27 protein-coding genes, 1 tRNA gene and 1 pseudogene are annotated in these 22,496 nt (G+C 71.3%); 15 read left to right on the top strand and 14 right to left on the bottom strand.

Annotation, left to right across the window (positions count from 1 at the left end):
• The 4 genes and pseudogenes from Q0116_RS09700 to Q0116_RS09685 all read left to right on the top strand — a co-directional run.
• A pseudogene (locus Q0116_RS09700) lies at nt 1-217 on the top strand (hypothetical protein); the annotation flags it as partial.
• Between the two features lie 15 nt (nt 218-232).
• Complete coding sequence (locus tag Q0116_RS09695; protein WP_297887419.1) at nt 233-562, top strand: hypothetical protein; 330 nt, start codon at nt 233-235, stop codon at nt 560-562.
• Nucleotides 563-586: 24 nt separating this feature from the next.
• Nucleotides 587-1,108, top strand: coding sequence for a nucleoside deaminase (locus Q0116_RS09690; RefSeq protein WP_297887417.1), 522 nt, complete (start codon nt 587-589; stop codon nt 1,106-1,108).
• Complete coding sequence (locus Q0116_RS09685) at nt 1,105-2,193, top strand: carbohydrate kinase family protein (protein WP_297887415.1); 1,089 nt, start codon at nt 1,105-1,107, stop codon at nt 2,191-2,193. Before Q0116_RS09690 ends, Q0116_RS09685 begins: the two co-directional genes overlap by 4 nt.
• 60 nt (nt 2,194-2,253) lie before the next feature.
• Here the strand turns inward: Q0116_RS09685 and Q0116_RS09680 are convergent, their stop codons facing one another.
• Entirely contained in the window at nt 2,254-3,081 is an 828-nt protein-coding gene (locus Q0116_RS09680; protein WP_297887413.1) for a BtpA/SgcQ family protein, read from the bottom strand.
• A gap of 76 nt (nt 3,082-3,157) precedes the next feature.
• Here Q0116_RS09680 and Q0116_RS09675 point away from each other — a divergent pair, with 76 nt between their 5' ends.
• The 3 genes from Q0116_RS09675 (at nt 3,158) to Q0116_RS09665 (ending at nt 4,603) form a co-directional block, all read left to right on the top strand.
• Nucleotides 3,158-3,631, top strand: a complete 474-nt coding sequence (locus Q0116_RS09675; protein ID WP_297887411.1) for a hypothetical protein — start codon at nt 3,158-3,160, stop codon at nt 3,629-3,631.
• A gap of 75 nt (nt 3,632-3,706) precedes the next feature.
• Complete coding sequence (locus tag Q0116_RS09670; protein WP_297887409.1) at nt 3,707-4,054, top strand: 4a-hydroxytetrahydrobiopterin dehydratase; 348 nt, start codon at nt 3,707-3,709, stop codon at nt 4,052-4,054.
• Between the two features lie 66 nt (nt 4,055-4,120).
• Entirely contained in the window at nt 4,121-4,603 is a 483-nt protein-coding gene (locus Q0116_RS09665) for a hypothetical protein (protein WP_297887407.1), read from the top strand.
• A 45-nt stretch (nt 4,604-4,648) separates the two neighbouring features.
• On the opposite strand, the gene Q0116_RS09660 is transcribed toward Q0116_RS09665, so the two are convergent.
• The 7 genes from Q0116_RS09660 to idi all read right to left on the bottom strand — a co-directional run bounded on the left by Q0116_RS09660 (nt 4,649) and on the right by idi (nt 10,064).
• A complete protein-coding gene (locus Q0116_RS09660; RefSeq protein ID WP_297887405.1) occupies nt 4,649-5,563 on the bottom strand; it encodes an ATPase in 915 nt (304 codons plus the stop codon).
• Nucleotides 5,560-5,901, bottom strand: a complete 342-nt coding sequence (locus Q0116_RS09655; RefSeq protein WP_297887403.1) for a DUF5827 family protein — start codon at nt 5,899-5,901, stop codon at nt 5,560-5,562. Before Q0116_RS09655 ends, Q0116_RS09660 begins: the two co-directional genes overlap by 4 nt.
• Before the next feature lie 400 nt (nt 5,902-6,301).
• A complete protein-coding gene (gene sod, locus Q0116_RS09650; protein WP_297887401.1) occupies nt 6,302-6,901 on the bottom strand; it encodes a superoxide dismutase in 600 nt (199 codons plus the stop codon).
• 400 nt (nt 6,902-7,301) lie between these two features.
• Nucleotides 7,302-7,385, bottom strand: a tRNA-Ser gene (locus Q0116_RS09645).
• A 176-nt stretch (nt 7,386-7,561) separates the two neighbouring features.
• Nucleotides 7,562-8,530 (bottom strand): CPBP family intramembrane glutamic endopeptidase, encoded by a 969-nt coding sequence (locus Q0116_RS09640; RefSeq protein WP_297887398.1) that lies wholly within the window; start codon nt 8,528-8,530, stop codon nt 7,562-7,564.
• Between the two features lie 75 nt (nt 8,531-8,605).
• Nucleotides 8,606-9,361 (bottom strand): DUF2064 domain-containing protein, encoded by a 756-nt coding sequence (locus Q0116_RS09635; protein WP_297887395.1) that lies wholly within the window; start codon nt 9,359-9,361, stop codon nt 8,606-8,608.
• An 88-nt stretch (nt 9,362-9,449) separates the two neighbouring features.
• The gene (gene idi / locus Q0116_RS09630; RefSeq protein ID WP_297887393.1) at nt 9,450-10,064 is read right to left on the bottom strand and encodes an isopentenyl-diphosphate Delta-isomerase; all 615 of its coding nucleotides are present in this window, start codon (nt 10,062-10,064) and stop codon (nt 9,450-9,452) included.
• A 210-nt stretch (nt 10,065-10,274) separates the two neighbouring features.
• Between idi and Q0116_RS09625 the strand changes: the two genes are divergently transcribed.
• Nucleotides 10,275-11,720 (top strand): ATP-binding protein, encoded by a 1,446-nt coding sequence (locus tag Q0116_RS09625; protein ID WP_297887391.1) that lies wholly within the window; start codon nt 10,275-10,277, stop codon nt 11,718-11,720.
• A gap of 45 nt (nt 11,721-11,765) precedes the next feature.
• Here Q0116_RS09625 and Q0116_RS09620 read toward each other — a convergent pair whose 3' ends face one another.
• Nucleotides 11,766-12,341 (bottom strand): class I SAM-dependent methyltransferase, encoded by a 576-nt coding sequence (locus Q0116_RS09620; protein ID WP_297887389.1) that lies wholly within the window; start codon nt 12,339-12,341, stop codon nt 11,766-11,768.
• Between the two features lie 71 nt (nt 12,342-12,412).
• Between Q0116_RS09620 and Q0116_RS09615 the strand changes: the two genes are divergently transcribed.
• Nucleotides 12,413-13,069 carry a GNAT family N-acetyltransferase gene (locus tag Q0116_RS09615; protein WP_297887387.1) on the top strand — a complete coding sequence of 219 codons (657 nt, stop codon included), beginning with the start codon at nt 12,413-12,415 and terminating at the stop codon, nt 13,067-13,069.
• Here Q0116_RS09615 and Q0116_RS09610 read toward each other — a convergent pair.
• From Q0116_RS09610 to Q0116_RS09600, 3 genes are all read right to left on the bottom strand, one after another.
• Nucleotides 13,066-13,578: a TspO/MBR family protein gene (locus Q0116_RS09610; RefSeq protein WP_297887385.1), complete on the bottom strand. Its 513-nt coding sequence runs from the start codon at nt 13,576-13,578 to the stop codon at nt 13,066-13,068. The two genes, Q0116_RS09615 and Q0116_RS09610, sit on opposite strands and share 4 nt — an antisense overlap.
• A 35-nt stretch (nt 13,579-13,613) precedes the next feature.
• On the bottom strand, nt 13,614-14,630 hold the full coding sequence (locus Q0116_RS09605; RefSeq protein WP_297887383.1) for an AI-2E family transporter: 1,017 nt from the start codon (nt 14,628-14,630) through the stop codon (nt 13,614-13,616).
• A gap of 113 nt (nt 14,631-14,743) precedes the next feature.
• Nucleotides 14,744-15,340, bottom strand: a complete 597-nt coding sequence (locus Q0116_RS09600) for a DUF6149 family protein (protein WP_297887381.1) — start codon at nt 15,338-15,340, stop codon at nt 14,744-14,746.
• 135 nt (nt 15,341-15,475) lie between these two features.
• Here Q0116_RS09600 and Q0116_RS09595 point away from each other — a divergent pair, with 135 nt between their 5' ends.
• From Q0116_RS09595 to Q0116_RS09570, 6 genes are all read left to right on the top strand, one after another.
• Complete coding sequence (locus Q0116_RS09595; RefSeq protein WP_297887379.1) at nt 15,476-16,054, top strand: DUF1684 domain-containing protein; 579 nt, start codon at nt 15,476-15,478, stop codon at nt 16,052-16,054.
• A gap of 126 nt (nt 16,055-16,180) precedes the next feature.
• The gene (locus Q0116_RS09590) at nt 16,181-17,419 is read left to right on the top strand and encodes an NAD(P)/FAD-dependent oxidoreductase (RefSeq protein WP_297887377.1); all 1,239 of its coding nucleotides are present in this window, start codon (nt 16,181-16,183) and stop codon (nt 17,417-17,419) included.
• A gap of 61 nt (nt 17,420-17,480) precedes the next feature.
• On the top strand, nt 17,481-19,673 hold the full coding sequence (locus Q0116_RS09585) for a PAS domain S-box protein (RefSeq protein WP_297887375.1): 2,193 nt from the start codon (nt 17,481-17,483) through the stop codon (nt 19,671-19,673).
• Between the two features lie 91 nt (nt 19,674-19,764).
• Nucleotides 19,765-19,980: a hypothetical protein gene (locus Q0116_RS09580; RefSeq protein ID WP_297887374.1), complete on the top strand. Its 216-nt coding sequence runs from the start codon at nt 19,765-19,767 to the stop codon at nt 19,978-19,980.
• Between the two features lie 81 nt (nt 19,981-20,061).
• Entirely contained in the window at nt 20,062-20,478 is a 417-nt protein-coding gene (locus Q0116_RS09575) for a hypothetical protein (RefSeq protein ID WP_297887372.1), read from the top strand.
• 112 nt (nt 20,479-20,590) lie between these two features.
• Complete coding sequence (locus Q0116_RS09570; protein ID WP_297887370.1) at nt 20,591-21,319, top strand: molybdenum cofactor biosynthesis protein B; 729 nt, start codon at nt 20,591-20,593, stop codon at nt 21,317-21,319.
• Between the two features lie 30 nt (nt 21,320-21,349).
• Here Q0116_RS09570 and trpG read toward each other — a convergent pair whose 3' ends face one another.
• Together trpG and Q0116_RS09560 are read right to left on the bottom strand one after the other, a co-directional pair.
• Nucleotides 21,350-21,943, bottom strand: a complete 594-nt coding sequence (gene trpG, locus Q0116_RS09565; protein ID WP_297887368.1) for an anthranilate synthase component II — start codon at nt 21,941-21,943, stop codon at nt 21,350-21,352.
• On the bottom strand, nt 21,940-22,496 hold a 557-nt coding region (locus tag Q0116_RS09560; protein WP_297887366.1), incomplete at its 5' end, for a chorismate-binding protein. The genes trpG and Q0116_RS09560, both read right to left, overlap by 4 nt.

Below are 22,496 nucleotides of genomic sequence, written 5' to 3'. Positions count from 1 at the left end.
CGGAGACGACGCGAGCGAAGACGCCGCCGAAGACGAGGAGGGCGACGCCGGCGGGAGCGACCAGCTCAACGCGATGATGAGCCTCCTCGACACCCACGGCGACAAGTGGCGGGAGGCGGACGGCGACGCGCGGTACGAGGTCGACCTGCCGGACGGGAGCGTCGAGACGGCCCGGACGAAGGACGACGTGCGGGCGCTGCTGTTCAGGAACTACTGACGACGGGACAGACACATGGGATTCATCGACGCCGTCCGCGCGTGGCTCTTCGGCGCGGACGAGGACATCGACGACGCGGACGAACCGAGCGGCGAGACCGAGCCGAGCGCCGGCGACGCGGGCGACTCCGACGCAAGCGACACCGGCGAGCCCGACGGCCTCGACCCGAGCGGCGTCACCGAGACGCGGACCGCGGACGCCACCGACGACGCGGTCGACGCCCTCCGCGACGTGCGGCAGTCGCAGGGCGACGGCGACGAGCCGACGCCGACGGGAGGCGGAGAGCCGAGGCCGCCGGATGACGACCGCACGAAACCGTCGGACGAGGGCGACGCCAATCGTTAGGTACTCCGAGCCGAACAGTGACGTATGACCGACGCGGACCACTCCGGCGGCGTCGACGAGTACCCCGACCTCGACGACCTCCCGGCGGACCCGACCGACCGGGAGTACGTCGAGCGGACGATCAGGCTCGCCGAGGAGGCGGTAGCAGCCGGCAACACCCCGTTCGGCGGGCTGCTCGTCGTCGACGGCGAGGTCGTCGCCGAGGCGCGAAACGAGACGCGCACCGGGGACGACGTGACGGCGCACCCGGAGCTGACGCTCGCGCGGTGGGCCGCGAGCGAGCTCGACGCGGACGAGCTGGCCGACTGTACGATGTACGCCAGCACCGAGCCGTGCCCGATGTGCGCGACCGCCATACATTACGCGGGGATCGACCGGGTCGTCTTCGGCGTCGACAACGAGACGCTCCGCGAGCTCTCGGACGCCGGGGTGTCGATACCCCTCGAAGAGGTGATTCGACGGGGGGACGGCGGGACGACCGTCGAGGGGCCGGTCGCCGTCGACGCCGCGATGGCCGTTCACGACGACTTCTTCGGGAAGTCGTGACGGCGGATCCGGACGCGGGCGACGCGGTGGACGGAGGCTCACCGTCTATCCTCTCCGTCGGGGCCGCCGCGATAGACGAGTGGTACGCGGTCAGCAACCTCCCCGAACCGGACGGGGGCGCGTTCGCACGGGAGGTCACGTCCGCGTTCGGCGGCGTCGGCGCGAACGTCGCGGTCGCGCTCGACCGCCTCGGCCGCGACGCGGGCCTCGTCAGCCGCGTCGGCGACGACGAGTACGGGCGGCGGGCGCTGGAGTACCTCGACGAGACGGGCGTCGACGCGACCCGCGTCGCGGTCGGAGACGAGGCGCACACCCGGTCGCTGATCCTCCGCGACCCGGACGGGGAGCGCGCCATCGTCACCGCGGGCGAGAGCTTCCGCAACCTCCGACCGGCCGACGCCGCGCTCGACGCGATGGCCGACGCCGACGCGGTCTTCCTCACCGCCTACGTGCCCGACCGCGCGGCGCGGCGGATCCTCGACCGCGTCCGGTCGCTCCGTGCGACCGCCGCCGAGGGCGGCGAGTCCGGGGCCGACCCGCCCGCGCTCGTCTTCGACCTCTCGGGGTCCGTCGAGGAGCTGGTCGGGCGGGGTACGGAGCCGCAGACGATCCACCGGTTCCTCCACGAGGCGGACCTGTTCGTCGCTGACGGCGTCGCCGCGCCGGCGTTCTTCGGCTCTGCGACGGCGGCGGCCGAGCGGGTGGCGAGCGCGCAGGAGCGGCGCCGCGGGCCCGAGTCGCGGTCGCGGCGCGGGCCGACGTGGCCCCGCGCGGTCCTCACGCACGGCGCGGACGGCATGACGGCGGTCGTCGGGGGCGAAGTCGGTCGGTTCGACGCGTTCGACGTCGAGACGGTCGACACGACCGGCGCGGGCGACGCGTTTACCGCGGGGCTGATCGACCGGTGGATCGCGGCGGAATCCCCGGCGTCGCCCGCGGGCCGCGACGGCGTCGCTCGGGGCGTCAGGTTCGCGGCCGCGGTCGCCGCGATCAACTGTACCGCCCGGTTCACGCAGCCGGGACTCCCGACGCGGAGCGAGGTCGAGGCGTTCCTCGCGGATCGCGGCGTCGACGTCGGCCGGTAGGTGACTCCCGCGTCCCGAACGTCGTGCCCCGTTCACCGCGTCCCGACCACCGCGCCCCGCTCACCGAACCGCGTCGGCGGCGTCGACGAGGTCCGCGACGCGGTCGGCGTCGACGGGCGCGGTCGTCTCGCCCCCGCGCTTGAGCGCGGTCCCGACGATCGCGCCGTCCGCGACGTCGAGGAGGTCGGCGACCGTCTCGGGCGTGACGCCGCTCCCGACGAGGACGGGCGTGTCGAGGCCGTGGCGCTCGCGCTCGGCGACGGTCGACTCGAGGGCGTCGGCGTCGACCGCCTCGCCGGTCCCGGAGCCGGAGGCGATCACGGCGTCGGCGAGGCCGCGCTCGGCGGTGTCGGCGAACGACTCGGCGGTGTACCCCGCCGGCGTCAGCGGCGCGGAGTGTTTCACGTCGGTGTCGGCGAAGACGCCGACGTCGACGCCGAGCCGGTCGCGCAGCCGGAGCGTCTCGTGGGCGCGCCCCTGGACGATCCCCTGGTCGGTGACGCGCGCCCCGGTGTGGACGTTCACGCGGACGAAGTCGGCGCCGACCGCCGCGGCGATCGAGAGAGCGGCCTCGGCGTCGTTCCGGAGGACGTTGATCCCGAGGGGGATATCCGTCTCGGCGGCGACCGCGGTCGCGGCGCGGGTCACGCCGGCGACGACGTGCGGCGGGACCTCGTCGGGGTAGAACGGCGCGTCGCCGAAGTTCTCGATCACGATCCCGTCGACGCCGCCGCGGTCGAGCGCGCGCGCGTCGCTCGCGGCCCGGTCGAGCGCGGCGCGCATCGCCTTATCGCCGTCGTCGGGCGCTTTCGGGGCCCCGGGGAGCGGCGGGAGGTGGACCATGCCGACGAGCGGCGCGGCCGTGCCGAAGGTGGGTTCGAACTTCATCTTCGGAGGCGAGGCGCCCCCCGGACAAAAGCCTCCCCACAGCGTTTAGGCCGCCGGCCGCCTGCGTCCGATCGAGATGGCAATCGACGCGACGACCGCCGGGGACGGCGACGTGACGCTCGTCTTCTCGCTGGGCGCGGCGCGGTCGCTCGCCGACCCGCCCGCGGCGTTCGCCGACGCGCGCCGGTGGAGCCGCCACGTGGGGATCGTCGCGAACGAGACCGACGCGGTCGCGGCGTTCGCCCGCGAGTACGGGATCGACAACGACTACGCGCTCACGAAGTGGGACAAGTGGGGGACGCTCGCGGACGTCCGCGACGAGAGCGCCGCCCCGCGCTGCGTGTTCGTCGGCACCACCCGCGCGGACGAGCGCGTCGCGACCGAGACCGGCTACGAGTTCCTCCGCGTCGACGAGGCCGCCGAGAAGGCCGGCTGGGAGCTCTCCGACCCCGGCGCGGGCGCGGACGGCCCCGGCGGCGACGGCGGCGCGACAGGACGCCTCGCCCGGGTGCGGCGCGCGGTCCGCGACGCGCTCTCGCGGCTCCGGTGAGGGTCGGACTCGCGGTCGGTGCCGATCCCCCCGCGGCCGCGGAAGGTACAAACCGCTCGTCGTCCAACGTGGGGTATGTCCTCACCGCTCGCGGACGAGCCGGTCGAGCCGGCCGGCGACGACGCGGAACCGCTCGACGGCGACGAGTGCGCAGACTACCTCGACGAACTTGGCGACGCCTGGGAGGTCGTCGACGACCACCACCTGGAGGCGAGCTACGAGTTCCCCGACTTCGAGACGGCGCTGGCGTTCACGAACGACGTGGGCGCGCTCGCCGAGGAGGAGTGGCACCACCCGGACATCTCGCTGTCGTGGGGGGAGGTCGGCGTCGAGATGTGGAGCCACGAGGTCGGCGGCCTCACCGAGGCCGACTTCGTGATGGCGGCGCGGATGGACCGCCTGTACGCCGACGCCGGCGAGTGACCGCGCCGGTTCGGGCCCGACACATCAACGAACGGGTTTAAACCCCTCCCGGCGAAACGACGGGTAATGAGCGAGAACGTCTTCCTGGTCCCGATCGACCCGGAGAACTTCGACCGAACCGTCCGGTCCCCGGTCGACCTCACCGACTACCCCGACCGCCCCGAGCCCCTCGCCGACCTCGACGAGACGCGCCTGTGGGCCGTCGACGACGACAGCGGCAACGGGTCGACGTTCGAGAAGATGGAGGCGGGCGACCTCCTGCTGTTCTACGCGGACGACGAGTACGTCGCGACCGGACGCGTCGGCGAGGCGTTCGAAGACGAGGACCGCTGGGCGAGCGGCACCTTCTGGACCGCCTTCCCCACGACGCGGGTGTACACGGTCACCGACTTCGGCGCCGTCTCCGCGCCCAAGCGCGCCGTCAACCGGATCTTCGACTACTCGTCGTCGTACACCCCCGGCTTCATGCGCGTCGCCGACAGCCGAGTGACAGCCGACCTCTCGTCGATCGAGTCCGCGCTCGAACACTACACGAAGCGGAACGCCTGAGCGCGGGCGGCACGGCGTCGAACGCGGACCGCAGGCGACGCCCCGTCAGTTTTCCACGACTTCCGTGAGCGTCGCGTACGCCGGTCCGTACGCCGCCGCGATCCGGTCGGGGTCACCCCGGACGTCGCCGGGCAGCGCCGGCAGCGAGGCGGTCGCGAGCGGCTCGATCATCTCCGTCACCGCGTCGACGTGCTCCTCGCGGGTCCCCTCCCGCGGGCTCCCGGCGGCGACCGCGCGGGCCTTCGCGTAGCGGTCGCCGGCGTAGACCCGCACGCGGCCGGGGTCGACGACGGCGACCGCGTCGGGCGCGACGGGGCCGTCCCGGGGGAGCGTTCCGGCCACGTCCGCGTACGACTCGACGACGACCGGGACCGGCGTCCGCGCGACGCGGGCCGCGAGCCGCTCGATCGCGGGGAGGTGGGCCTCGGCCATCACCTCGTTGAACGCCGGCACATCGCGCACGCGGGTCGCGTCGGCGAGCGGGAGGCGCTCGGTCAGCGCGTCGGGGAGCAGCCCCGCGTCTTCGGCCGCGCCGTTGACGACGAAGCGCGTCCCGGAATCCGTCGCGACGCGGTCACAGAGGAACGTGCGCCCGGCGTCGCCCAGCATTCCGGTCCGCCCCGGCGTCGGCCGCCAGAGCCGGTGGACGGGGTTGACCGACTCGGGAGTGACCGCCGAGGGCGACGGGGAGTCGCCGTCGGCCGCCGGCAACGTGCGGGTGTTCGCGGCCGCGAGGGTCCGGGCGTCCTTCCCGTAGAGCCGGCCCGCGTCGGTCGCGACCCGGTAGTCGTCGTGGTCGAACCAGAAGTCGTTGCCGGCGCGGGGTTTGACGCCGACCGCGTCGCCCGCGCGCTCCGCGAGGTGCGCGACCAGTCCAGCCGAGAAGGTGGTCTTCCCGGCGTCGACGCGCGCGCCGCCGGCGACGAGGTAGGTCGGCGGGTCGGATCGGTCCCCGGTCACGTCGACTCGTCGGCGTCAGCGCCGTCCGCGTCAGCGTCCGCGTCGCCGTCGGACGCCGCGCTCGGGTCCTCGTCAGTCGCGAGCCCGTAGTACCCCGGGCCGTCCTCAGTGAGCGGCTCGGCGATTACCATGTCCCCGGCGTGGACCATCACCCACGGGACCGCCCAGTCGACCAGCACGGCCTCGGTGTCGGGGTCGACCTCGGCGTCCGGCTCCAACCCCTGAAGGAGGCGGCCGATCTCCGGAACCGTGTACATCTGGTCCGGCTCGAACAGTTCTTCGGGCTCGTAGAAGTCGCACGGGTAGGTGGCGTCGAACGCCGACTTCGGTTCGGGCATGCGCCAGCGTACGCGACCGCGTCCGTAAACGCTGCCGATACGATCCGAATCCGATCTGATAACACTCGATCCGAATGCGGTGGCGTGTGCCTGCGAGCGGCCGACAGGCCGCGAGCCAGCACGCGCGAGGTCGTCGGGCTACGCCCGACTGCCAGAGGGATCGAAGGTCCCTCGCTGGAGTCAGTCGCCGGAGCGGAGCGACGGCGACTGACGAGGCTGGGGTGGCGTGAGGTGCGGTACGGTTGCGGTCGGGTGGAATTCAAAGGGGCAGCCGGGGCTCTGGAGGTGGTCGTTTCAGCTGTGTCCAAGACAACCACTACGCGGAGAGGAGTTACTAATCAGGCGACGTACTGCGAAAAAATGCGGATCTCGACGCGCGTAACGCGTCCGGGGGACGCGCTTACTCGAACAGCTCGACGGCCTGCTCGTAGCGGGTGGACGGCTCCTCCCAGTCGACGACCTCGAAGAAGTTGTCGACGAACTCGCCGCGAGCCGGTCCGTAGTCGTGGTAGTAGGAGTGCTCCCACACGTCGAGCGCGAGGATCGGGTGACCGCCCCAGACCGCGCCCTCGTCGTGGTTGTCGACCACGACGTTACGGAGCTGATTCGAGAACGTGTCGTACACCAGCAGGGCCCAGCCGCTCGCGCTGCCCGCGGCGGCTTCGAACTCGCCCTTCCAAGCCTCGTACGAGCCGAAGTCCTCCTCGATACGGTCGGCGAGGGCTCCTTCGGGCTCGTCGCCGCCCTCCGGCGACATGTTCTGCCAGAACAGGTCGTGGAGGATGTGGCCCGACGAGTTGTGGGTCACGTCGCGGATGGCCCCGGCCGACGAGGAGAAGTCGTGGTCCTCGCGGTTGGCCTCGAGCGTCTCCTCGGCGGAGTTCCAGCCGTTGACGTACCCCTGATGGTGGGTGTCGTGATGCCATTCGAGCACCTGCTCGGAGATGTGCGGCTCAAGCGCGTCGTACTCGTACGGCAGCGGATCGAGTTCGTAACTCATGCTTGTATCACCTATCACGAACATGTGCCGGAAACCTGTTAAAGATAATGCGGCACGTGGTACCACGCGACACCGGACGTGACCGTTACCGGGCGTTTCAGGCGATCAGCGGTGTGATTGCGGTTCCGAAAGTCGGAAGCGCGTGACGGGAGGCCTGTTCGGAGCGAGCGCCGAGAATATCAGGTAACTGAATTTGGTTTCCCCGTTAGTTCGGATCGTCGCACGCTACTCACTCACCGCTAGCGCTCTGAGTTGAGTCGGCGCTGAACCGCGCCCGGCGCGAACTGCGCCGCGCGCTTACGGTGGGACTGGGATTCGAACCACGGTCGCTCCCTCCGGTCGCTCTCTGATTCGAATCCGCGCACGAACCGCGCCCGGCGCGAACTGCGCCGCGCGCTTACGGTGGGACTGGGATTCGAACCCAGGAAGCCGTGAGGCTACCTGCTTTCAAGGCAGGCGCAATGGGCCACTCTGCCATCCCACCGCTCGTCTACCGTTCGCCGAGTCTATCGGAACGGCGCTGCGTCGGTTCGACGCACGACCGAGCGCGGTCGAAAAGTAACCCCCGAGAGTGTTGAAACTATCGTTCCCCCGCCCTCCGAGTCGGGTGATCCGGGTCCGTGCTCGGAAGTGACATCTCCACCGACGAGCGGTGGTCGGCTACTCGGCGGCGGCCGGCCCGCGCCGTCGCTCGGCCGCGTCCCGCAGGGACTCGTCGGCCGACACGCGCCCTCGGGTCGCGCGGACCCACGCGACGATCAGCCCGAGCAGCAACAGCGACGGGATCGCAAGCAACAACAGGTCCACGGGCCCCGCGCCGATACTCCGCTCCAACCGGACGAGGGCGGGGAATCCGCTTCCGGCCTGCCCGAACACCGACACGACCCAGAGGTTCGTCGCGGAGTGTATGCCGACGGGGAACGCCAAGCTCCCCGTGAGGACGTAGGCGGCCCCGAAGTACACCGCCGCGACCGACGCCTGTGCGGCGGCGAACACCGGACTCACGCCGCCGGCGGCGACGAGCGCGTGCGCGGGCCCGAACACGAGGACGCCGACGCCGACCGCGGCCCAGACCGCTCGCCGGGGCTCCAGCCCCCGCGCGGCCAGTCCCTCACTCGCGTTCAGGACGAACACGCCCCTGAACAGCAGCTCCTCCCAGAGCGCCACGGCGGCGAACGCCACCGCGGTCGCGGCGACCGCAACCACGACTGCGGTCGGTCCGCCGCCGGCCGCCACGCCGGCGGAGAACGTCTCCACCACGCGAGCGGAGCCGGTGGCGAACAGCATTCCCGTGACCAACGCCTGAAAGGCGCAGCCCGCGAGAACCCCGGCGAGGGAGTCGAGCGCCCACTGTCGGTCGAACGCGAAGCCGTACTCGCGGAGCGGTCGCTCGCCGGGGACGAGCGACGCGACCAGCGCGTACGCCCCGACGGCGACGCAGACGAGCAGCGCGGTCGGTCCGTTCACCAGCACGTCCGGAAACGGAACGCCCCTGAGGACGCGGCTCCCGCCGAGCAACACGCCGAGGATCACGCCGAATCCGAGCAGTATTCGCCACGTCGCGCGCATCCGACCGCGGTCTCGGCCCCACAGCGTGCGTCGGAGCAGGGTCCCTAGCGTGGACGCCATCGTGACAATAAGTTGATCACTTGGCGGGATAATAAACGCTGCGGCGACTCCGTCGCGGTCGCCGCCGGCGGGCCGTCAGTCCCGGACCAACCGCTGCTCGCCGTCCTCGACGACGACGTCCAGCCCCTTCTCGTGGACGAACGCCGCGGTGTAGTCCGGCACGACGCGCTCCGCGGCGAAGCGCGCGCGGAGGATCGGCACCACGTCGAGGAGGTCGTCGCCGGTCTCCAGCGAGGGCGACGCCTCGACGAAGTCCACCGAGCGGTCCGCGTCGCGGCCGCGCTCCGCGAGCGTCGGGAGGGCCGGGGACTCGAACGCGCCGTCGAAGTCGACGGGCTCGGTGAACCCGGCGTAGTACGCGCGCCCGTTCGTCGAGGGGCCGAGCACGACCTCGGTCGTCCGCAGCTTCATCGCCGCCGAGTCGACGCTGGTCCGCGAGAGCAGCGGCGCGGTCGGGGTGACGACCGCGACCGAGTCAGCGTTCTCCTCGCGCAGCAGGTGAGTGACGGTGTTGCCGGCGCGCGCGCCGAACGACGAACCGACTTGGCGCTCGAAGCGGACCTCCTCGGTCCCGCCGAGGGTGTCCGCGACGAGCGTCCGCAGCTCCGCCTCCGGGCTCGTCTCCGTCCGGTGTTCCGCGGGGAGGTCCTCCTCGTCGGGGTAGTTGACGAGCAGTTCGCCGCCCGAGCGGTCGACCGCGAGGACGGCGTCGCGGAATTGGGCCTCGTAGAGGTCGGCCGCCTCGGCGGCCGACAGCGGCGTCGACTCGGCGATCGCGGTTCCGACGAGCCCCTCGCGGGGCGGGTTCGCCAGCAGGACGACGACGGTCATACCGGATCGCGGCGGGGGAGCGCCTTCAAGTCGCCGTTTCGGTCCGAGGGCGGTGAGGGCGGGCCGCGCGGGGAGACGCGTCGGCCGGTCAGGAGAAGTCGCGGCGCATCGCGATCTCGAACCACGGGCAGAGTCGGAGCTGCCGGTACAGCGCGGGGTTCTCGTGGAGGTGGTCGTAGTCGGCCCACAGCATGCCGCCGATCTCGTCGTCGTCCGGGTCCAGGGCGGTGTCGTCGAGGGTGACCTTCAGCACCGCGCACACCTCCCACTCGACGCCCTCGTTGGGGTAGTAGCGCTTGTACTCGAACTTGTCCGTCACCCGGAGGTCGTCGTACTGGTCGGGCGAGATGCCCAGCTCCTCCTCGAGGCGCTGCTCGGTGGCGTCCTCTTGGGACTGCCCCTCGACGGGGTGGGAGGCGACCGTGCCGTCCCAGTGGCCGTCCCACAGGCGCTTGTTCGGCGCGCGCTGGGCCAAGAGGATCCGGCCCTCGCCGTCGAAGACGAGGCAGGTGAACGCGCGGTGGCGGATCCCGTCGCCGGTGTGCGCGTCGAGCCGGTTCACCGTCCCCTGCGCGACGTCGTCGGGGTCGACCGCGATGACGTCCTGGAGCGCGTTCTCGTGGTCGGTGTCGCCCGTGTCGCCGGTCTCGTCGGAGCCGTCGCCGGCGGGGTCACCCGGCGCGGCCGCGTCTTCGGAACTCATGCGCGATAGGTCGCGGACCAGGGCTAATAAGGGTTCGATACGCCGCCCGCGCGCCGCCCGCGCGTCCGCAGTCGCCCGAAGCGATGTCGCGATCGGGCCTCGACTCGGCCCCGCGCCGTGCCGGACTGGCCCTCGCGCGAAGCGGCGCTCGCCCCCACAATCGCCCCGGCTTCGACGCTCTTAACCGCGTCCCGGCGCTACTAGCCGCGGATGAGTGACCCGGCGCTCGACGTCGTCGAGTTCGTGTTGACGACGCACTTCTACACGCAGGACCGCGACCTCGACGAGAACGACCTGCCCCCGCGCTTCCGGCAGGTGTTCTGGTCGGCCGCCGCCGCCGAGGACGCCCCCGGCGGCGTGGAGCGACCGCTGAAGGCGACCGACGAGACCACCCGCACCGCCACCGGCGTCGAGCGGCCGTGGGACGCGGTCTCCGACCTCCTCTTCACCCAACGGACGGAGTTCTCCGGCGAGATCTCGCTGACCCAGCCGACGATGGGGTTGGAGTGGTACCGCGACCGCGCGGACGACGACCGGATCGCCGGGAACCCGACGCTCGTCGCCGCGCTCGAGACCGCGGACGACCTGACGTCCCCGGTGACCCGCGAGGAGGCCAGAGACGACGTGCGGCCGGTCCAGGCCGACCGGGTCTGGATCGACGCGCTGCTCGCGGAGTACTTCGACGAGGACGAGGACGGGGAGATGCTCGACCTCGTCAACGTCCGCGCGCCCGAGGAGATCGAGACGACGCTGGCCGACCTCGTCCTGACCGGCGACCAAGAAGGGGAGATCCAGAAGATCGTGAAGGCGATCGAGCACCGCGAGTACCTCGCGGAGATCGGCCTCCGCGAGATCGGGAAGCTGCTGTTCGTCGGCCCGCCGGGGACCGGGAAGACGACCGTCTCCCGCGCGCTCGCCCACGAGCTCGGCCTCCCGTTCGTCGAGGTGAAGCTCTCGATGATCACGAGCCAGTACCTCGGCGAGACGTCGAAGAACGTCGAGAAGAGCTTCGAGGTCGCCAAGCGGCTCTCGCCGTGTATCCTCTTCATCGACGAGTTCGACTCGGTGGCGAAGACGCGCCGCTCCGACGAGCACGCCGCCCTGAAGCGCGCGGTCAACACCCTACTGAAGTCGATCGACGAGGTGTCGCTGGTCCGCGACGAGGTGCTCCTCATCGGCGCGACGAACCACCCGGACCAGCTCGACGCCGCCGCGTGGCGTCGCTTCGACGAGATCGTCAACTTCCCCAAGCCGGACCGCGACATGCGCGCCGACATCCTCCGGGTGGTGACGAAGGAGATGAAGATCGCCGACTTCGACCCCGAAGAGGTCGCCGACCGGACCAGCGGGCTCACCGGCTCCGACCTCCGGATGGTGCTCCGCGAGGCGGTCCTCGGCGCGCTCACCGAAGACCGGATGACGATCACGCAGGCCGACGTGATGGAAGCGGTCGCGGACTTCGAAGAGCGGGACAACCTCAAGAACATGGACATGATCGACGGCGAGGGGGCCGAGGTGCTCGGCGAGACCGGCTCGAACGACGCCCACGACCACGGCGACCACGGTCACGGGGAACACGACCACGCCCACGACGAGGGAGGCGACTCGCCGGAGCCGACGCGCGGCGCGGAGCCCCACGGGCGAACCCAGGACTGACGCCGCGCTCTCTTTCTAACCGGTATCGCCCGCAAGCCCGGCGGTTCAGCGCCGGACGCCGACGACCGTGTAGCCGAAGCCGCGGTCGACGATCCGCGGATCGAGGTCGACGTCGTCCATCGCGGCCGCGAGGGCGGCCGGCGTGTGGAACCGCGAGGTCATCCCGATGGCGTGTTCGCCGGCGACGAGCAGCCGCCCGAGCGGGTGTTCCGGATCGAACTCGCGGACGACGAGCGCGCCGCCGGGGGCGAGCACGCGCGCCGCCTCCGCGAGCGCGGCCTCGCGGTCCGGCAGGTGGTGGAACGCGTCGACGACCGTGACCGCGTCGACGCTGCCGTCGCGGAACGGGAGCCGGCCCGCGTCGGCGGCGAGCCCCGAAAGTCCGCGGACCCGCCGCGCCCGCGAGAGCATCCCGACCGAGGCGTCGACCACCGTGATGTCGGGGCCGGTGAGCGCGGCGGCGGCCCGACCCGACCCCCCGCCCACGTCGAGGAGGCGCTCGATCGGGCGCGCGGCGTGGTCGAGGCCGGCGGCCAGCGCCGTCCCGTCGGCCGGCGGCATCGCGAGGTCGTACAGGGGCGCTACCCGGTCGAAGAACGCCACGTCGCCGAGGCCGTACATGGACGGACCGAGCGCCGGGACGGACAAAGAGCCACCGACCCATTTAGTCGCTCGCCGCCGTATGACACCCCATGGAGTACGCGCTCGTGTGTCCCCCCGGCGAGGGGGAGACCCTGCGGCTCGACTACCGAGCGTTCGCGTACGCCGGGAAGTTCGTCGTCGGGAAGCCGGGGAAGGCGGTGATCCGGACGGCGGACGGCGGCCCGGCCGCGTCGGACTGGGAGCCCGACGAGCCGCTCCCGGGCACGGTCGACGCCGAGACGTTCGACGAGGACGTGATCGCGGCCGTCTCCTTCTCGCCGGACCGCACCGACCCGACCTGCTGCCGGCTGCGGTACGTCACGGTCCACGCCGCGCGGCGCGGCGAGGGGATCGGCCCGCGGCTGATCGGCGAGACCGTCGCCGACCTGTCCGCCGCCGGCTTCGACCGCGTGAAGATCGCCGTGAACAACCCGTTCGCGTACGAGGCGTGCCACAAGTGCGGCTTCGCGTACACGGGCGAACGCACGGGGATCGCCGAGCTGGAGCTGGCGCGGCCGGCCGGGGCCCCCGCCGCGGTCGACGCCGACCGGTACCGCGAGGGACTGGAAGCGTTCCGCGAGACGGACGGCGAGCTGACCCGGACGGAGCGCCGGTTCGTGGCCGATCGACTGGAGCGGGGGCCGCCGCCACTCGACGACGCGACAGGGATGAGCGACGGCGAGACGGGGACCGAGGGCGACGGCTAGTTGAGCGTCCAGATCGCGTAGTTGAGCGCGGTCGCGAAGCAGACCCACGCGAGGTAGGGGAGCAGGAGCGCCGCCGCCCGGCGGTCGACGCGGTCGAAGGCCCGGATCGTCGCGACGACGAGGGGCAGGAGGACGGCGAGGACGACGAGCCCGAGGTCGGGGCGTTCGAGTCCCCAGAACACCGGGGACCACGCGACGTTGACGGCGAGTTGGACGCCGAACAGCGCGAGCGCGGTCCACACCCGGCCGGCCGTCGCCCCGCCGTCGCGCCCGGAGAGGTAGACGAGCGCGGCCGCGGCGCCGCACAGCGCGTACAGGACCGGCCAGACGACGCCGAACGCCCACCCCGGCGGGTAGAAGGCTGGGAGCTCCAGCGCGGCGAACCAGGCGCTCTCGGTGGTCGTGAACGGGACGCCGAGCGCGCCGATCAGGTTAACGGCGACCGCCGCGCCGGCGATGAGGAGCGCGTCGCGTCGGTCCGGAAGTCGGGAGGTCGCGGTCGTCGCCATACCCGCCGTCGTCCCCGCGACGACTTAACTCTCGCTCAGATCGCGTCGTAGTCCTCGCGGAACGTCTCCAGCGTGGCCGCGAGCACGCCGATCACGATGGGGCCGACGAACAGCCCGGTGAACCCGACCGAGTAGATGCCGCCGAACACGCCGAGGAGGATGATCGCCGGGTTCAGATGCGCCTGCTGGTCGATGACGAGCGGCCGGGCGTAGTTGTCCACCATCGCGATCACCGCGACGCCGTAGACGGCGAGGAACACGCCCGCGGTCACCTGGTCGACGACCACGAGGTAGGCCGCGGCCGGCCCCCACACGAAGAACGCCCCGATGAGCGGCAGAAGCGCCAACACCGCCATCACGAACGTCCAGAACACCACGTTGGGAATGCCGGCCGCCCACAGGCCGAGCCCGGCGACCAGCGCCTGGAGCAGGGCGACCGAGATGTGGCCGATGACCACGCCGCGGGTCATCACGTTGACGCGGTCGACGAGGTCGGCGGTCACGTCCGCCGGCAGCGGGCTGCTCTCCCGGAGCCACTCGACGAACGCGGGCCCGTCGATGAGGGTGTAGTACACGAGGAAGAGCGCGAGCGACAGCCCGACCGACGCCCGGATCGCCGTGTTCAACACGCCGCTGAATCCGCCGAACAGCGTCTGGACGAGCAGCTCGCCGGCGGTCTGGAGGAGGGCGCCGATCTCGGGGTCCTGCCCCGTGCGGGCCGCGACCTCGGCCTCGATCGCGGCCACGTCTATCGCCGTCTCGCCCGCGGCGATCGCGGTGAGGTCGCGGACGAACACCCAGGTGATGTACGCGAGCGGGAGGATGACGGCGACGATGGCGGAGAGGATGAGCGTCAGCGCCGACAGCATCTCCCCGAACCGCTCCGAGACGCGGCGGCGGAGCCGGCGCGTGAGCCGTCGGTGGAACGGGTAGAGGACGAACGCCAAGATCGCCGAGGCGATCACGTACTCGACGAACGGGAGGATGACGAAGAGGGTGAGGAGCGAGACCGCTCCCATGAGCAGGAGGAGGAACGATTGCCCGCGGTTCATACGCCACGGTGTCCCCCGCGGATTATAAACGTGCGCGGCGGACGGCCGCCGTCGGCGGGTCTGCCGGCGACCGTGAGCGCGAACGAGGGTCTACCGACCGACGGCGACGCAGGTCAGGCGCTCGCCTCGTCCTCGTCGAGCCCGGGCGCGGTGGCCGGGTCGACCTCGTCCGGCTCCTCGGTGTCGCCGCCGACGACCGTCTCGCCGTCGTCGGTCTCGACGTACACGTCGTCGGCGAAGCCGGCCAGCGCGTTCTCGTACTCCGGCGAGCCGAGCCGCTCGGGGGTCTCGGGCGCGTCGACGACGCCCTCCGGCGGGCGGAAGTCGCCGAGCGGGTCGTCGATCGTGATCCCGTAGTCGGTGAAGAAGGACTCGTACCGGCGGTAGTGGGCCTCTAACTCGTCGCCCGGGATCTCCATCATCTCCGTCCAGCCGTGGTTGAAGAAGTCGAAGTTCGCTTGGACGTGGGTGATCTCGCGGGCCTCCGCCTCCGGGAAGCCGTCCTCGAGGGCGGCGACGTACGTGTCCATCGTCGCGTCGAAGAAGCTGTCGAGGTGGTCGCGGCGCTCCTCGCGGCGGTCCTCGTCCGCCTTGTTGAGGAAGATGCTCGTGTGGAGGTCGACGAGCTTGTCGTTGGCGACGTCGCCGACCACCGGCGTGGTCAGCGCCTTCTTGGCGGCCCAGTGGCGGATGTTCTGCCGGATTTTCATACCCGCGATTGGGTCGGGACGCTCTTGAATGTGTGGCGTCGGGGCGGGCCGCGACGCCACTCGCCGTGGGCCGTGCGCGTCGCCGACCGCACCGCGGAACTGTTATTGCGCGTTAGAGACAATACCGACGTACCGATGACAGCGAGCGAGGCCGACGACGACTGGGCGGCGCAGGTGGAGGCGCAGCGGCAGGCGAAGGTCCAGCAGTTCCGCGAGTCGGCGCGGTCGCCGCTGCCGGTGTCGATGCGCGGCGACGGCTTCCCGGGGCTGGCGTACTTCGACCCCGACCCGTCGTACCGGTTCGTCCTCCCGCTCCGCGAACACGGGGAGAAGGAGACCGTCACCGTCGAGACGACCGCCGAGGGCGAGCAGACGTACCGGCGCTGGGGGGAGTTCCGCTTCGAGGTCGACGGCGAGTCGGCGACGCTTCAGGCGTACCGGCCGGTCGACGGCGCGGACCGGTTCTGGGTGCCGTTCCGCGACGCCACCAGCGGCGAGGAGACGTACGGCGCGGGGCGGTACCTCGACTTGGAACCCGACCGCGACCGCGTCGACGGCGAGTGGGTCGTCGACTTCAACAACGCGTACAACCCGACCTGCGCGTACAACCACGCGTACGAGTGCCCGCTCGTCCCCATGGAGAACTGGCTCGACGTCGCGATCAGGGCCGGCGAGAAGGACTTCCCCGCGGAGCCGGCCGGCGCGGACCACTGACCGCGCGGCGTCGATCGGCCGCGACGGGCGGCGCAGAACCGGTCTTTTCGAGGTGTATGTGGGGAATTATCACGGTCCGAGACGCGGATGACAACCCACATTAACCATGAATCCGAACGCCCGGCTATGAGCGATTCGTACGTGATCGTCGGTGACGGTATCGCGGGCGCGTCCGCGGCCGAGACGCTCCGCGAGGAAGCGCCCGACGCCGAGATCACGGTTCTCACGGACGAGGGTGAGTCCCTCTACAACCGGATTCTGATCAAGGAGTACGCGAAGGGGAAGCTCCCCGAGGCCCCCATCTCGATCCACCAGGAGGACTGGTACGACGAGCACGACGTCGACCTCCGGCTCAACACGATCGTCGACGACATCGACGTCGAGGGCGACGCGGTCCACACCCACGACGGAGAGACGTTCGCGTACGACTCCCTCCTGCTCGCGATCGGCGGGACCCCCCAGCAGCTCCCGGTCGGGAACGCCGACGCCGAGGGGATCCACCACTTCTGGACGTTCCAGGACGCCCGCCGGATCAAAGAGAGCGTCGAGGACGCCGAGCGGGCGGTCATCGTCGGCGCCGGCCTCCTCGGTATCGACTTCGCGGCCATCTGCGGCGCGCAGAACGTCGAGGCGAAGTACCTGATGCGCGGCGACAACTGGTGGCGCTACGCGCTCTCCGAGGAGGGCGCGGAGATCATGCACGAGGCGATGCGCGAGCGCGGCGTCGAGCCCGTCTTCGGCTCGGGCGTGGACCACTTCGAGGTCGACGACGACGGCCACGTCGCGGCCGCGGTCGACCCGAACGGCGAGCGCTACGAGTGCGACTTCGCGGGCGTCGCCATCGGGCTCGACTTCAACACCGAGCTCGTCCAGGACACGCCGCTGGAGCTCGACGACGGCATCGTCGTCGACGAGTTCATGCGGACCAACGTCGACAACGTGTTCGCCGCGGGCGACATCACCACGTTCAACGACCTCATCCTCGGCGAGCGCGCGAAGAACGGCTCGTGGGGGTCGGCGAAGGAGCAGGGGACGATCGCCGCCCGGAACATGGTCGATTACGGCACCGAGGAGTTCGAGTGGGTCTCCTCGTACTCGATCACGCACTTCGACTTCCCGTTCCTCTCGTTCGGCCACCCGACGCTCGGCGACGACTCCGTGGAGGCGACCACCGCCGAGGGCGAGTGGCGGCGCGTCGCGCTGAAGGACGGCAAGGTCGTCGGCGGCGTGCTCATCGGCGACCTCTCGCCGCAGTCCGCGTTCAAGCAGCTGATGCGCGAGGGGCGCGACGTCAGCGGACAGACGGACCGGCTCATGGAACCCGGCTTCTCGGTCGACGACCTCGCGGCCCCCACCGAGCAGTAACGACGGACGGCGGGCGGCGGTTCAGGTCGCTTTTCAGGCTGTACGTGCTACTACCGCCCAGATGGTTCTGGGATCGTCACGCCCCCCCGACGACTTCTTCGCCTCCTTCGTCGAAGAGTGTGCCGACCCGGTCGTCTCCCTCGACGAGGCGGGGACGATACTGTACGCGAACGACGCCACCGAGGCGGCGCTCGGCTACGAGCCGGCCGCGCTCCGCGGCCGCAGGCTCGTCGACCTCGTCGCGTCCGAGACGGCGGACGAGCGGACGCGCTCGGTCCGCGAACGGCTCGCGCGGGTCGAGGGGCTCCCCGATCGCGGGAGCGTCTCGGTCCCGCTCCGACACGCCGACGGCCACGCGGTGACGTTCTCCGTGCGGTTCCACGAGCACGCTCCCGGCGGCGTGATCGGGGAGAACGACGAAAGCGACTCCCCCGACGCGGCGGGAGACGGACCCGACGCCGTCTACACCGGCGTCTTCCGCGACGGGGTCGAGGAGGTCGGCGGCGCGGTGACGGAGACGTTCCGCAACCTCGTCGAGCACGCCGGCCACGCGATCTACGTCACCGACGTCGACGGCACGATCGAGTACGTCAACCCGGCGTTCACCGACCACACCGGGTACGACGTCGACGAGGCGCTGGGGGAGACGCCGGCGATCCTCAACTCCGGCGAGATGCCCGACGAGTACTTCGACGCGCTGTGGTCGACGCTCCAGGACGGCGAGGTGTGGGAAGAGGAGATCGTCGACCGGCGGCACGACGGCGAACTGTACCACGCTCACCAGACGATCGCCCCCGTCGCAGACGACGACGGCGAGGTCTCGCGGTTCGTCGCCATCCAGACGGACATCACCGATCGCAAGGCCGCGATGGGACGGCTGAAGCAGTACCGCGCTATCGTCGAACGGCTCGACGACCCCGTCCTCCTCCAGAACCGCGACGGCGAGTTCGAACTGCTGAACGAGGCGGTGAGCGAGTTCGCCGGCGTCGACCGCGAGGAGCTGTACGGCACCGACGAGTTCGCGTTCATGGACCCGGAGACGGCGGCGAAGGTCGACGAGCGGCGGAAGTCGGTGCTCGAGACCGAGGAGATGACCGCGTACGAGATATCGCCGACGTTCCCGGAGAGCGGCCGGGACGCGACGTTCAGCACGCAGCGGTACCCGTACTACGACGCCGACGGCGACCTCGCGGGCACGTTCGCCATCTGCCGGAACGTCACCGACCGGAAGGAGCGCGAACGCGACTTGGAGCGGTACGAGCGCGCGATCAACGGGGCGACCGATCTCATCGCCGCGGTCGACCGGGAGGGCCGGCTCCTGTTCGCGAACCCGCAGTACCGGGAGTACCACGGGCTGGGGAGCGGCGACGTGACGGACCTCACCCTCGCCGACGTCGTGCCGGACGACGGCTACGAGACCGTCGAGCGACAGGTCGCGCGCGCGCTCCGGGGCGACACGGTGGAGTACCGGACGACGCGGACGCACCCGACGCGCGGCAGGCGGACGTTCGACGTCCGGTACTACCCGCTCGAGAGCCCGGAGGGCGAGGACCCCGGCGGCGTCGTCGGCGTGCTCCGCGACGTGACCGACAGCGAGCACCGCGCGCGACAGCTCCGCGTCGTCGACCGCGTGCTCCAGCACAACCTCCGGAACGCCCTGACGGTCGTCCGGGGGCGGGCCGAACAGATCACGGCTGGCGACGCCGACCCCGCCGACGCCGAGTACATCGTCTCGCGGGCCGACGACCTGTTGGAGACGAGCGAGAAGGCCCACCACATCACCGAGATACTGGGCGACGCGCCGGAGACCGAGCCGATCGACGCCGGGCGAGTGGCGCGGCACGCCGTCGACACGGCGACCGAGGAGTTCCCGACCGCGACGGTCGAGGCGTCCGCGCCGGAGGACGGGGTCGCGACGGCGTCGGCGACCACGTGGCTCTCGCGGGCCGTGGACGAACTGGTCCGGAACGCGATCCTCCACAGCGACCGGGACCGGCCCGCGGTCGAGGTGTCGGTCGAGGCGGACGCCGACGCGGTGCGGGTCCGCGTCGCCGACGACGGACCGGGGCTGACGGGGATGAACCGTGACGTGCTCGTCGACGGAACCGCCGTCGACGCGCTGTACCACGGCAGCGGCCTGGGGCTGTGGCTCGTCTACTGGGTCGTCCAGCAGTCGGGCGGCTCGGCGTCGGTCGCGGACGCGGACCCGCGCGGGACCGTGGTCACGCTCACGCTTCCCCGGGCCGCCGACTGAACCCCCGACTGCCGCGATCCCGGGGCGCGGGAGGGGCTGCGACGCCGATCGCCGCGAAACGTTTATGATTTATCATGGCATATGATACCACATGTCACTGAGAGACACCGGGCGACGGCTCCGCCTCCGCCGCACGGGCCGTATCCCGTCCGACGCGCGGGTGCGCCACTACGACGAACTGGACGACGAGGAACAGAGCGTCGTGCGGGAGTTGGCGGGAGAGCCGTGGACGGCCCCGGAGATCGGGGACCTCGACGACGGCGACGTGGTGAAGTTCACCGACTACTACCAGATCCGTTCGCGGTGAGCGCCGTCGGGGCGCGGCGAGCGGTCGCGGCGTCTCCGGGGAAGCGAAGTTGTTTTCGCCGGTCGGGGGTAAGCGGTGCGCATGGACAGCGGCGGATCTACAGACATGACGCTGGCGTTCGAGCTGGACGCGCTGAAAGCGCTCGCGGACCCCAACGCGGTGTTCAACAACGCCCGGCAGTGGACCGAGTACGTCGGGGTCGTCAGCGAGAAGCCGACCTACGTCGTCACGAACTTCACGCGGAAACACCGCGTGCGACAGGACTTCTTCTCGGGGCCGCGCGGCGTCGAGGAGAGCTTGGAGAACATCAGCCAGCAGTTCGACACGGACCGGCACGTCTTCGTGGGGGTCGACGAGGAGGACGAGGCGGTCGCCGACGCGACCGACTGGGAGTTCCTCCACGTCGAGGACGCCGCCGAGGCCGCCGGCTGGACGCTCGCGACCGGCGAGGCGGTCGACGAGGCGCCCGACGAGCAGGCCCGCGACGACTGGCCGTAAGCGGGGAAGCGAGACGCCGAGCGGGCTCCCGGGCTGACGGGGGTCGCCGTGAGAAGGTACGCGGGGCTCGCCGACCGGGAGATGTTTTCGCGCGGACGTCGAACGTCGGTCCATGAGCGACGACGACGACGATCATCAGCACGACGGTCACGACCGCGGGCACGACGATCACGACGACCGCGACGACCACGGACACGGACACCACGACCATGACGAGCACGGCCACGGGCACGACGGCGGCCACCACCATCACCACGACGCCGAGTCGGTCGCGGCGGCGGTCGTCACCGTGTCTTCCTCGCGGTCCACGGACGAGGACCCGGCCGGCGACTACGTCGCGGGCGCGTTCGAGGAGGCGGGCCACGAGGTCGTCGTCCGCGAGCTGATCCCCGACGACTACGACAGCGTCCAGGGGACCGTCGACCGGCTCACCCGCCGGAAGGACACCGACGTCGTGGTGACGACCGGCGGCACCGGCGTCACGCCGGACGACGTCACGCCGGAGGCGGTCCGGGGGCTCTTCGCGAAGCGGCTCCCCGGGTTCGGCGAGCTGTTCCGCCGGCGCTCCGTCGAGGAGGTCGGCACCCGGACCGTCGGGTCGCGTGCGACGGCCGGGGTCGTCTCCGCCACGCCTGTGTTCTGTCTCCCGGGCTCCGAGAACGCGGTCCGGCTGGGCGTCGACGAGATCATCCTCCCCGAGGTCGGCCACCTCGTCGGACTCGCCGGCAGGGGGCTCGACGACGAGGAGGGCGAGGAAGCAGCGGACAACGAGACTGGCGACGAAGCAGCGGACGGGGAAACGGCGAGCGACTCGGACGCGTCTTCGGAGGGCGGGTCGTAAGCGGAGGGCGCCGCCCGAGGTCCCGGGGAGTCAGACGGCGGTGAGGAAGTTGCGGATGAGGTCGTGGCCCGACCCGGTCAGCACGCTCTCCGGGTGGAACTGGACCGCCTCGATCGGGTGCTCGCGGTGGCGGATCCCCATCGCGATCGACTCGCCCTCGTGCTCCGTGGTGGCCGACACCGCGAACGCGTCCGGGATCTCAGTCGCCGCGAGCGAGTGATAGCGGCCGGCCCGGAACCCCTGGTCGAGCCCGCGGAACACGCCCTTCCCGTCGTGGTCGACGGGGAACGCCTTGCCGTGGACCGGCTCGGGCGCGTGGCCCACGGTGCCGCCGTACTCGTGGACGGCGGCCTCGAGGCCGAGGCACACGCCGAGCGTCGGCACCGTCGGCGAGAGCTCTCGCAACACCGGCATCGTCACGCCCACGTCGCGCTCGTTCTTCGGGTGGCCCGGCCCGGGGCTGACGATCACCGCGTCCGGCTCCGCGGCCTCGATCTCCGCGAGCGAGGCGGTGTTCTTGAACACGTCGACGCCGACCGGCTCGCCGTCGATCGTCTGGTCGGAGACGTACTCGACGAGGTTGTAGGTGAACGAGTCGAAGTTGTCGACGACGACGACGTTCATCGCTCCGCCTCCGAGCCGGTGGCGATCGGGTCGGCGTCGTCGCCTTCCGCGTCGCTCTCGTCGCCCTCGCGGATCCGGTCGATCGCGGTCAACACGCCGTCCATCTTCTGTTCGGTCTCCTCGTACTCCGCGGCCGGGTCGGAGTCGGCGACGAGGCCCGCGCCCGCCCGCACGCCGACGACCGACTCCTCGCCCGACTCGTCGAGGGTCGCGGTGCGGATCACGATCGCGAAGTCGGCGTCGCCGGTCCACGAGTAGTAGCCGACGCCGCCGCCGTACGCCTCCCGCGGCGTCGTCTCTAAGTCGTCGATGATCTCCATCGCGCGCACCTTCGGCGCGCCGGTGAGCGTCCCCGCGGGGAACGTCGCGCGCGTCGCGTCGAAGGCGTCCGCGTCGGCCGCGAGCGTCCCGGTCACGGTCGACTCGATGTGCTGGACGTGGCTGTACTTCAGCACGTTCATGAACTCCTCGACGCGGACGGATCCGGGCTCCGAGACGCGGCGCACGTCGTTGCGCGCGAGGTCGACGAGCATCGTGTGCTCGGCGCGCTCCT

This window comes from uncultured Halorubrum sp., from assembly GCF_937146585.1.
Lineage (GTDB): Archaea > Halobacteriota > Halobacteria > Halobacteriales > Haloferacaceae > Halorubrum > Halorubrum miltondacostae.
The sequence above is the reverse complement of the archived record's forward strand: the minus strand, read 5'-3'. Positions and strand labels throughout refer to the sequence as shown.

Excerpts from the sequence above, each read along its gene's own strand:
- Q0116_RS09695 (WP_297887419.1), top strand. The coding sequence starts at position 233 with ATGGGATTCATCGACGCCGTCCGCGCGTGGCTCTTCGGCGCGGACGAG.
- Q0116_RS09690 (WP_297887417.1), top strand. The coding sequence starts at position 587 with ATGACCGACGCGGACCACTCCGGCGGCGTCGACGAGTACCCCGACCTC.
- Q0116_RS09680 (WP_297887413.1), bottom strand. The coding sequence starts at position 3,081 with ATGAAGTTCGAACCCACCTTCGGCACGGCCGCGCCGCTCGTCGGCATG.
- Q0116_RS09675 (WP_297887411.1), top strand. The coding sequence starts at position 3,158 with ATGGCAATCGACGCGACGACCGCCGGGGACGGCGACGTGACGCTCGTC.
- Q0116_RS09670 (WP_297887409.1), top strand. The coding sequence starts at position 3,707 with ATGTCCTCACCGCTCGCGGACGAGCCGGTCGAGCCGGCCGGCGACGAC.
- Q0116_RS09665 (WP_297887407.1), top strand. The coding sequence starts at position 4,121 with ATGAGCGAGAACGTCTTCCTGGTCCCGATCGACCCGGAGAACTTCGAC.
- Q0116_RS09655 (WP_297887403.1), bottom strand. The coding sequence starts at position 5,901 with ATGCCCGAACCGAAGTCGGCGTTCGACGCCACCTACCCGTGCGACTTC.
- sod (WP_297887401.1), bottom strand. The coding sequence starts at position 6,901 with ATGAGTTACGAACTCGATCCGCTGCCGTACGAGTACGACGCGCTTGAG.
- Q0116_RS09640 (WP_297887398.1), bottom strand. The coding sequence starts at position 8,530 with ATGGCGTCCACGCTAGGGACCCTGCTCCGACGCACGCTGTGGGGCCGA.
- Q0116_RS09635 (WP_297887395.1), bottom strand. The coding sequence starts at position 9,361 with ATGACCGTCGTCGTCCTGCTGGCGAACCCGCCCCGCGAGGGGCTCGTC.
- idi (WP_297887393.1), bottom strand. The coding sequence starts at position 10,064 with ATGAGTTCCGAAGACGCGGCCGCGCCGGGTGACCCCGCCGGCGACGGC.
- Q0116_RS09625 (WP_297887391.1), top strand. The coding sequence starts at position 10,275 with ATGAGTGACCCGGCGCTCGACGTCGTCGAGTTCGTGTTGACGACGCAC.
- Q0116_RS09620 (WP_297887389.1), bottom strand. The coding sequence starts at position 12,341 with ATGTACGGCCTCGGCGACGTGGCGTTCTTCGACCGGGTAGCGCCCCTG.
- Q0116_RS09615 (WP_297887387.1), top strand. The coding sequence starts at position 12,413 with ATGGAGTACGCGCTCGTGTGTCCCCCCGGCGAGGGGGAGACCCTGCGG.
- Q0116_RS09610 (WP_297887385.1), bottom strand. The coding sequence starts at position 13,578 with ATGGCGACGACCGCGACCTCCCGACTTCCGGACCGACGCGACGCGCTC.
- Q0116_RS09605 (WP_297887383.1), bottom strand. The coding sequence starts at position 14,630 with ATGAACCGCGGGCAATCGTTCCTCCTCCTGCTCATGGGAGCGGTCTCG.
- Q0116_RS09600 (WP_297887381.1), bottom strand. The coding sequence starts at position 15,340 with ATGAAAATCCGGCAGAACATCCGCCACTGGGCCGCCAAGAAGGCGCTG.
- Q0116_RS09595 (WP_297887379.1), top strand. The coding sequence starts at position 15,476 with ATGACAGCGAGCGAGGCCGACGACGACTGGGCGGCGCAGGTGGAGGCG.
- Q0116_RS09590 (WP_297887377.1), top strand. The coding sequence starts at position 16,181 with ATGAGCGATTCGTACGTGATCGTCGGTGACGGTATCGCGGGCGCGTCC.
- Q0116_RS09585 (WP_297887375.1), top strand. The coding sequence starts at position 17,481 with ATGGTTCTGGGATCGTCACGCCCCCCCGACGACTTCTTCGCCTCCTTC.
- Q0116_RS09580 (WP_297887374.1), top strand. The coding sequence starts at position 19,765 with ATGTCACTGAGAGACACCGGGCGACGGCTCCGCCTCCGCCGCACGGGC.
- Q0116_RS09575 (WP_297887372.1), top strand. The coding sequence starts at position 20,062 with ATGGACAGCGGCGGATCTACAGACATGACGCTGGCGTTCGAGCTGGAC.
- Q0116_RS09570 (WP_297887370.1), top strand. The coding sequence starts at position 20,591 with ATGAGCGACGACGACGACGATCATCAGCACGACGGTCACGACCGCGGG.
- trpG (WP_297887368.1), bottom strand. The coding sequence starts at position 21,943 with ATGAACGTCGTCGTCGTCGACAACTTCGACTCGTTCACCTACAACCTC.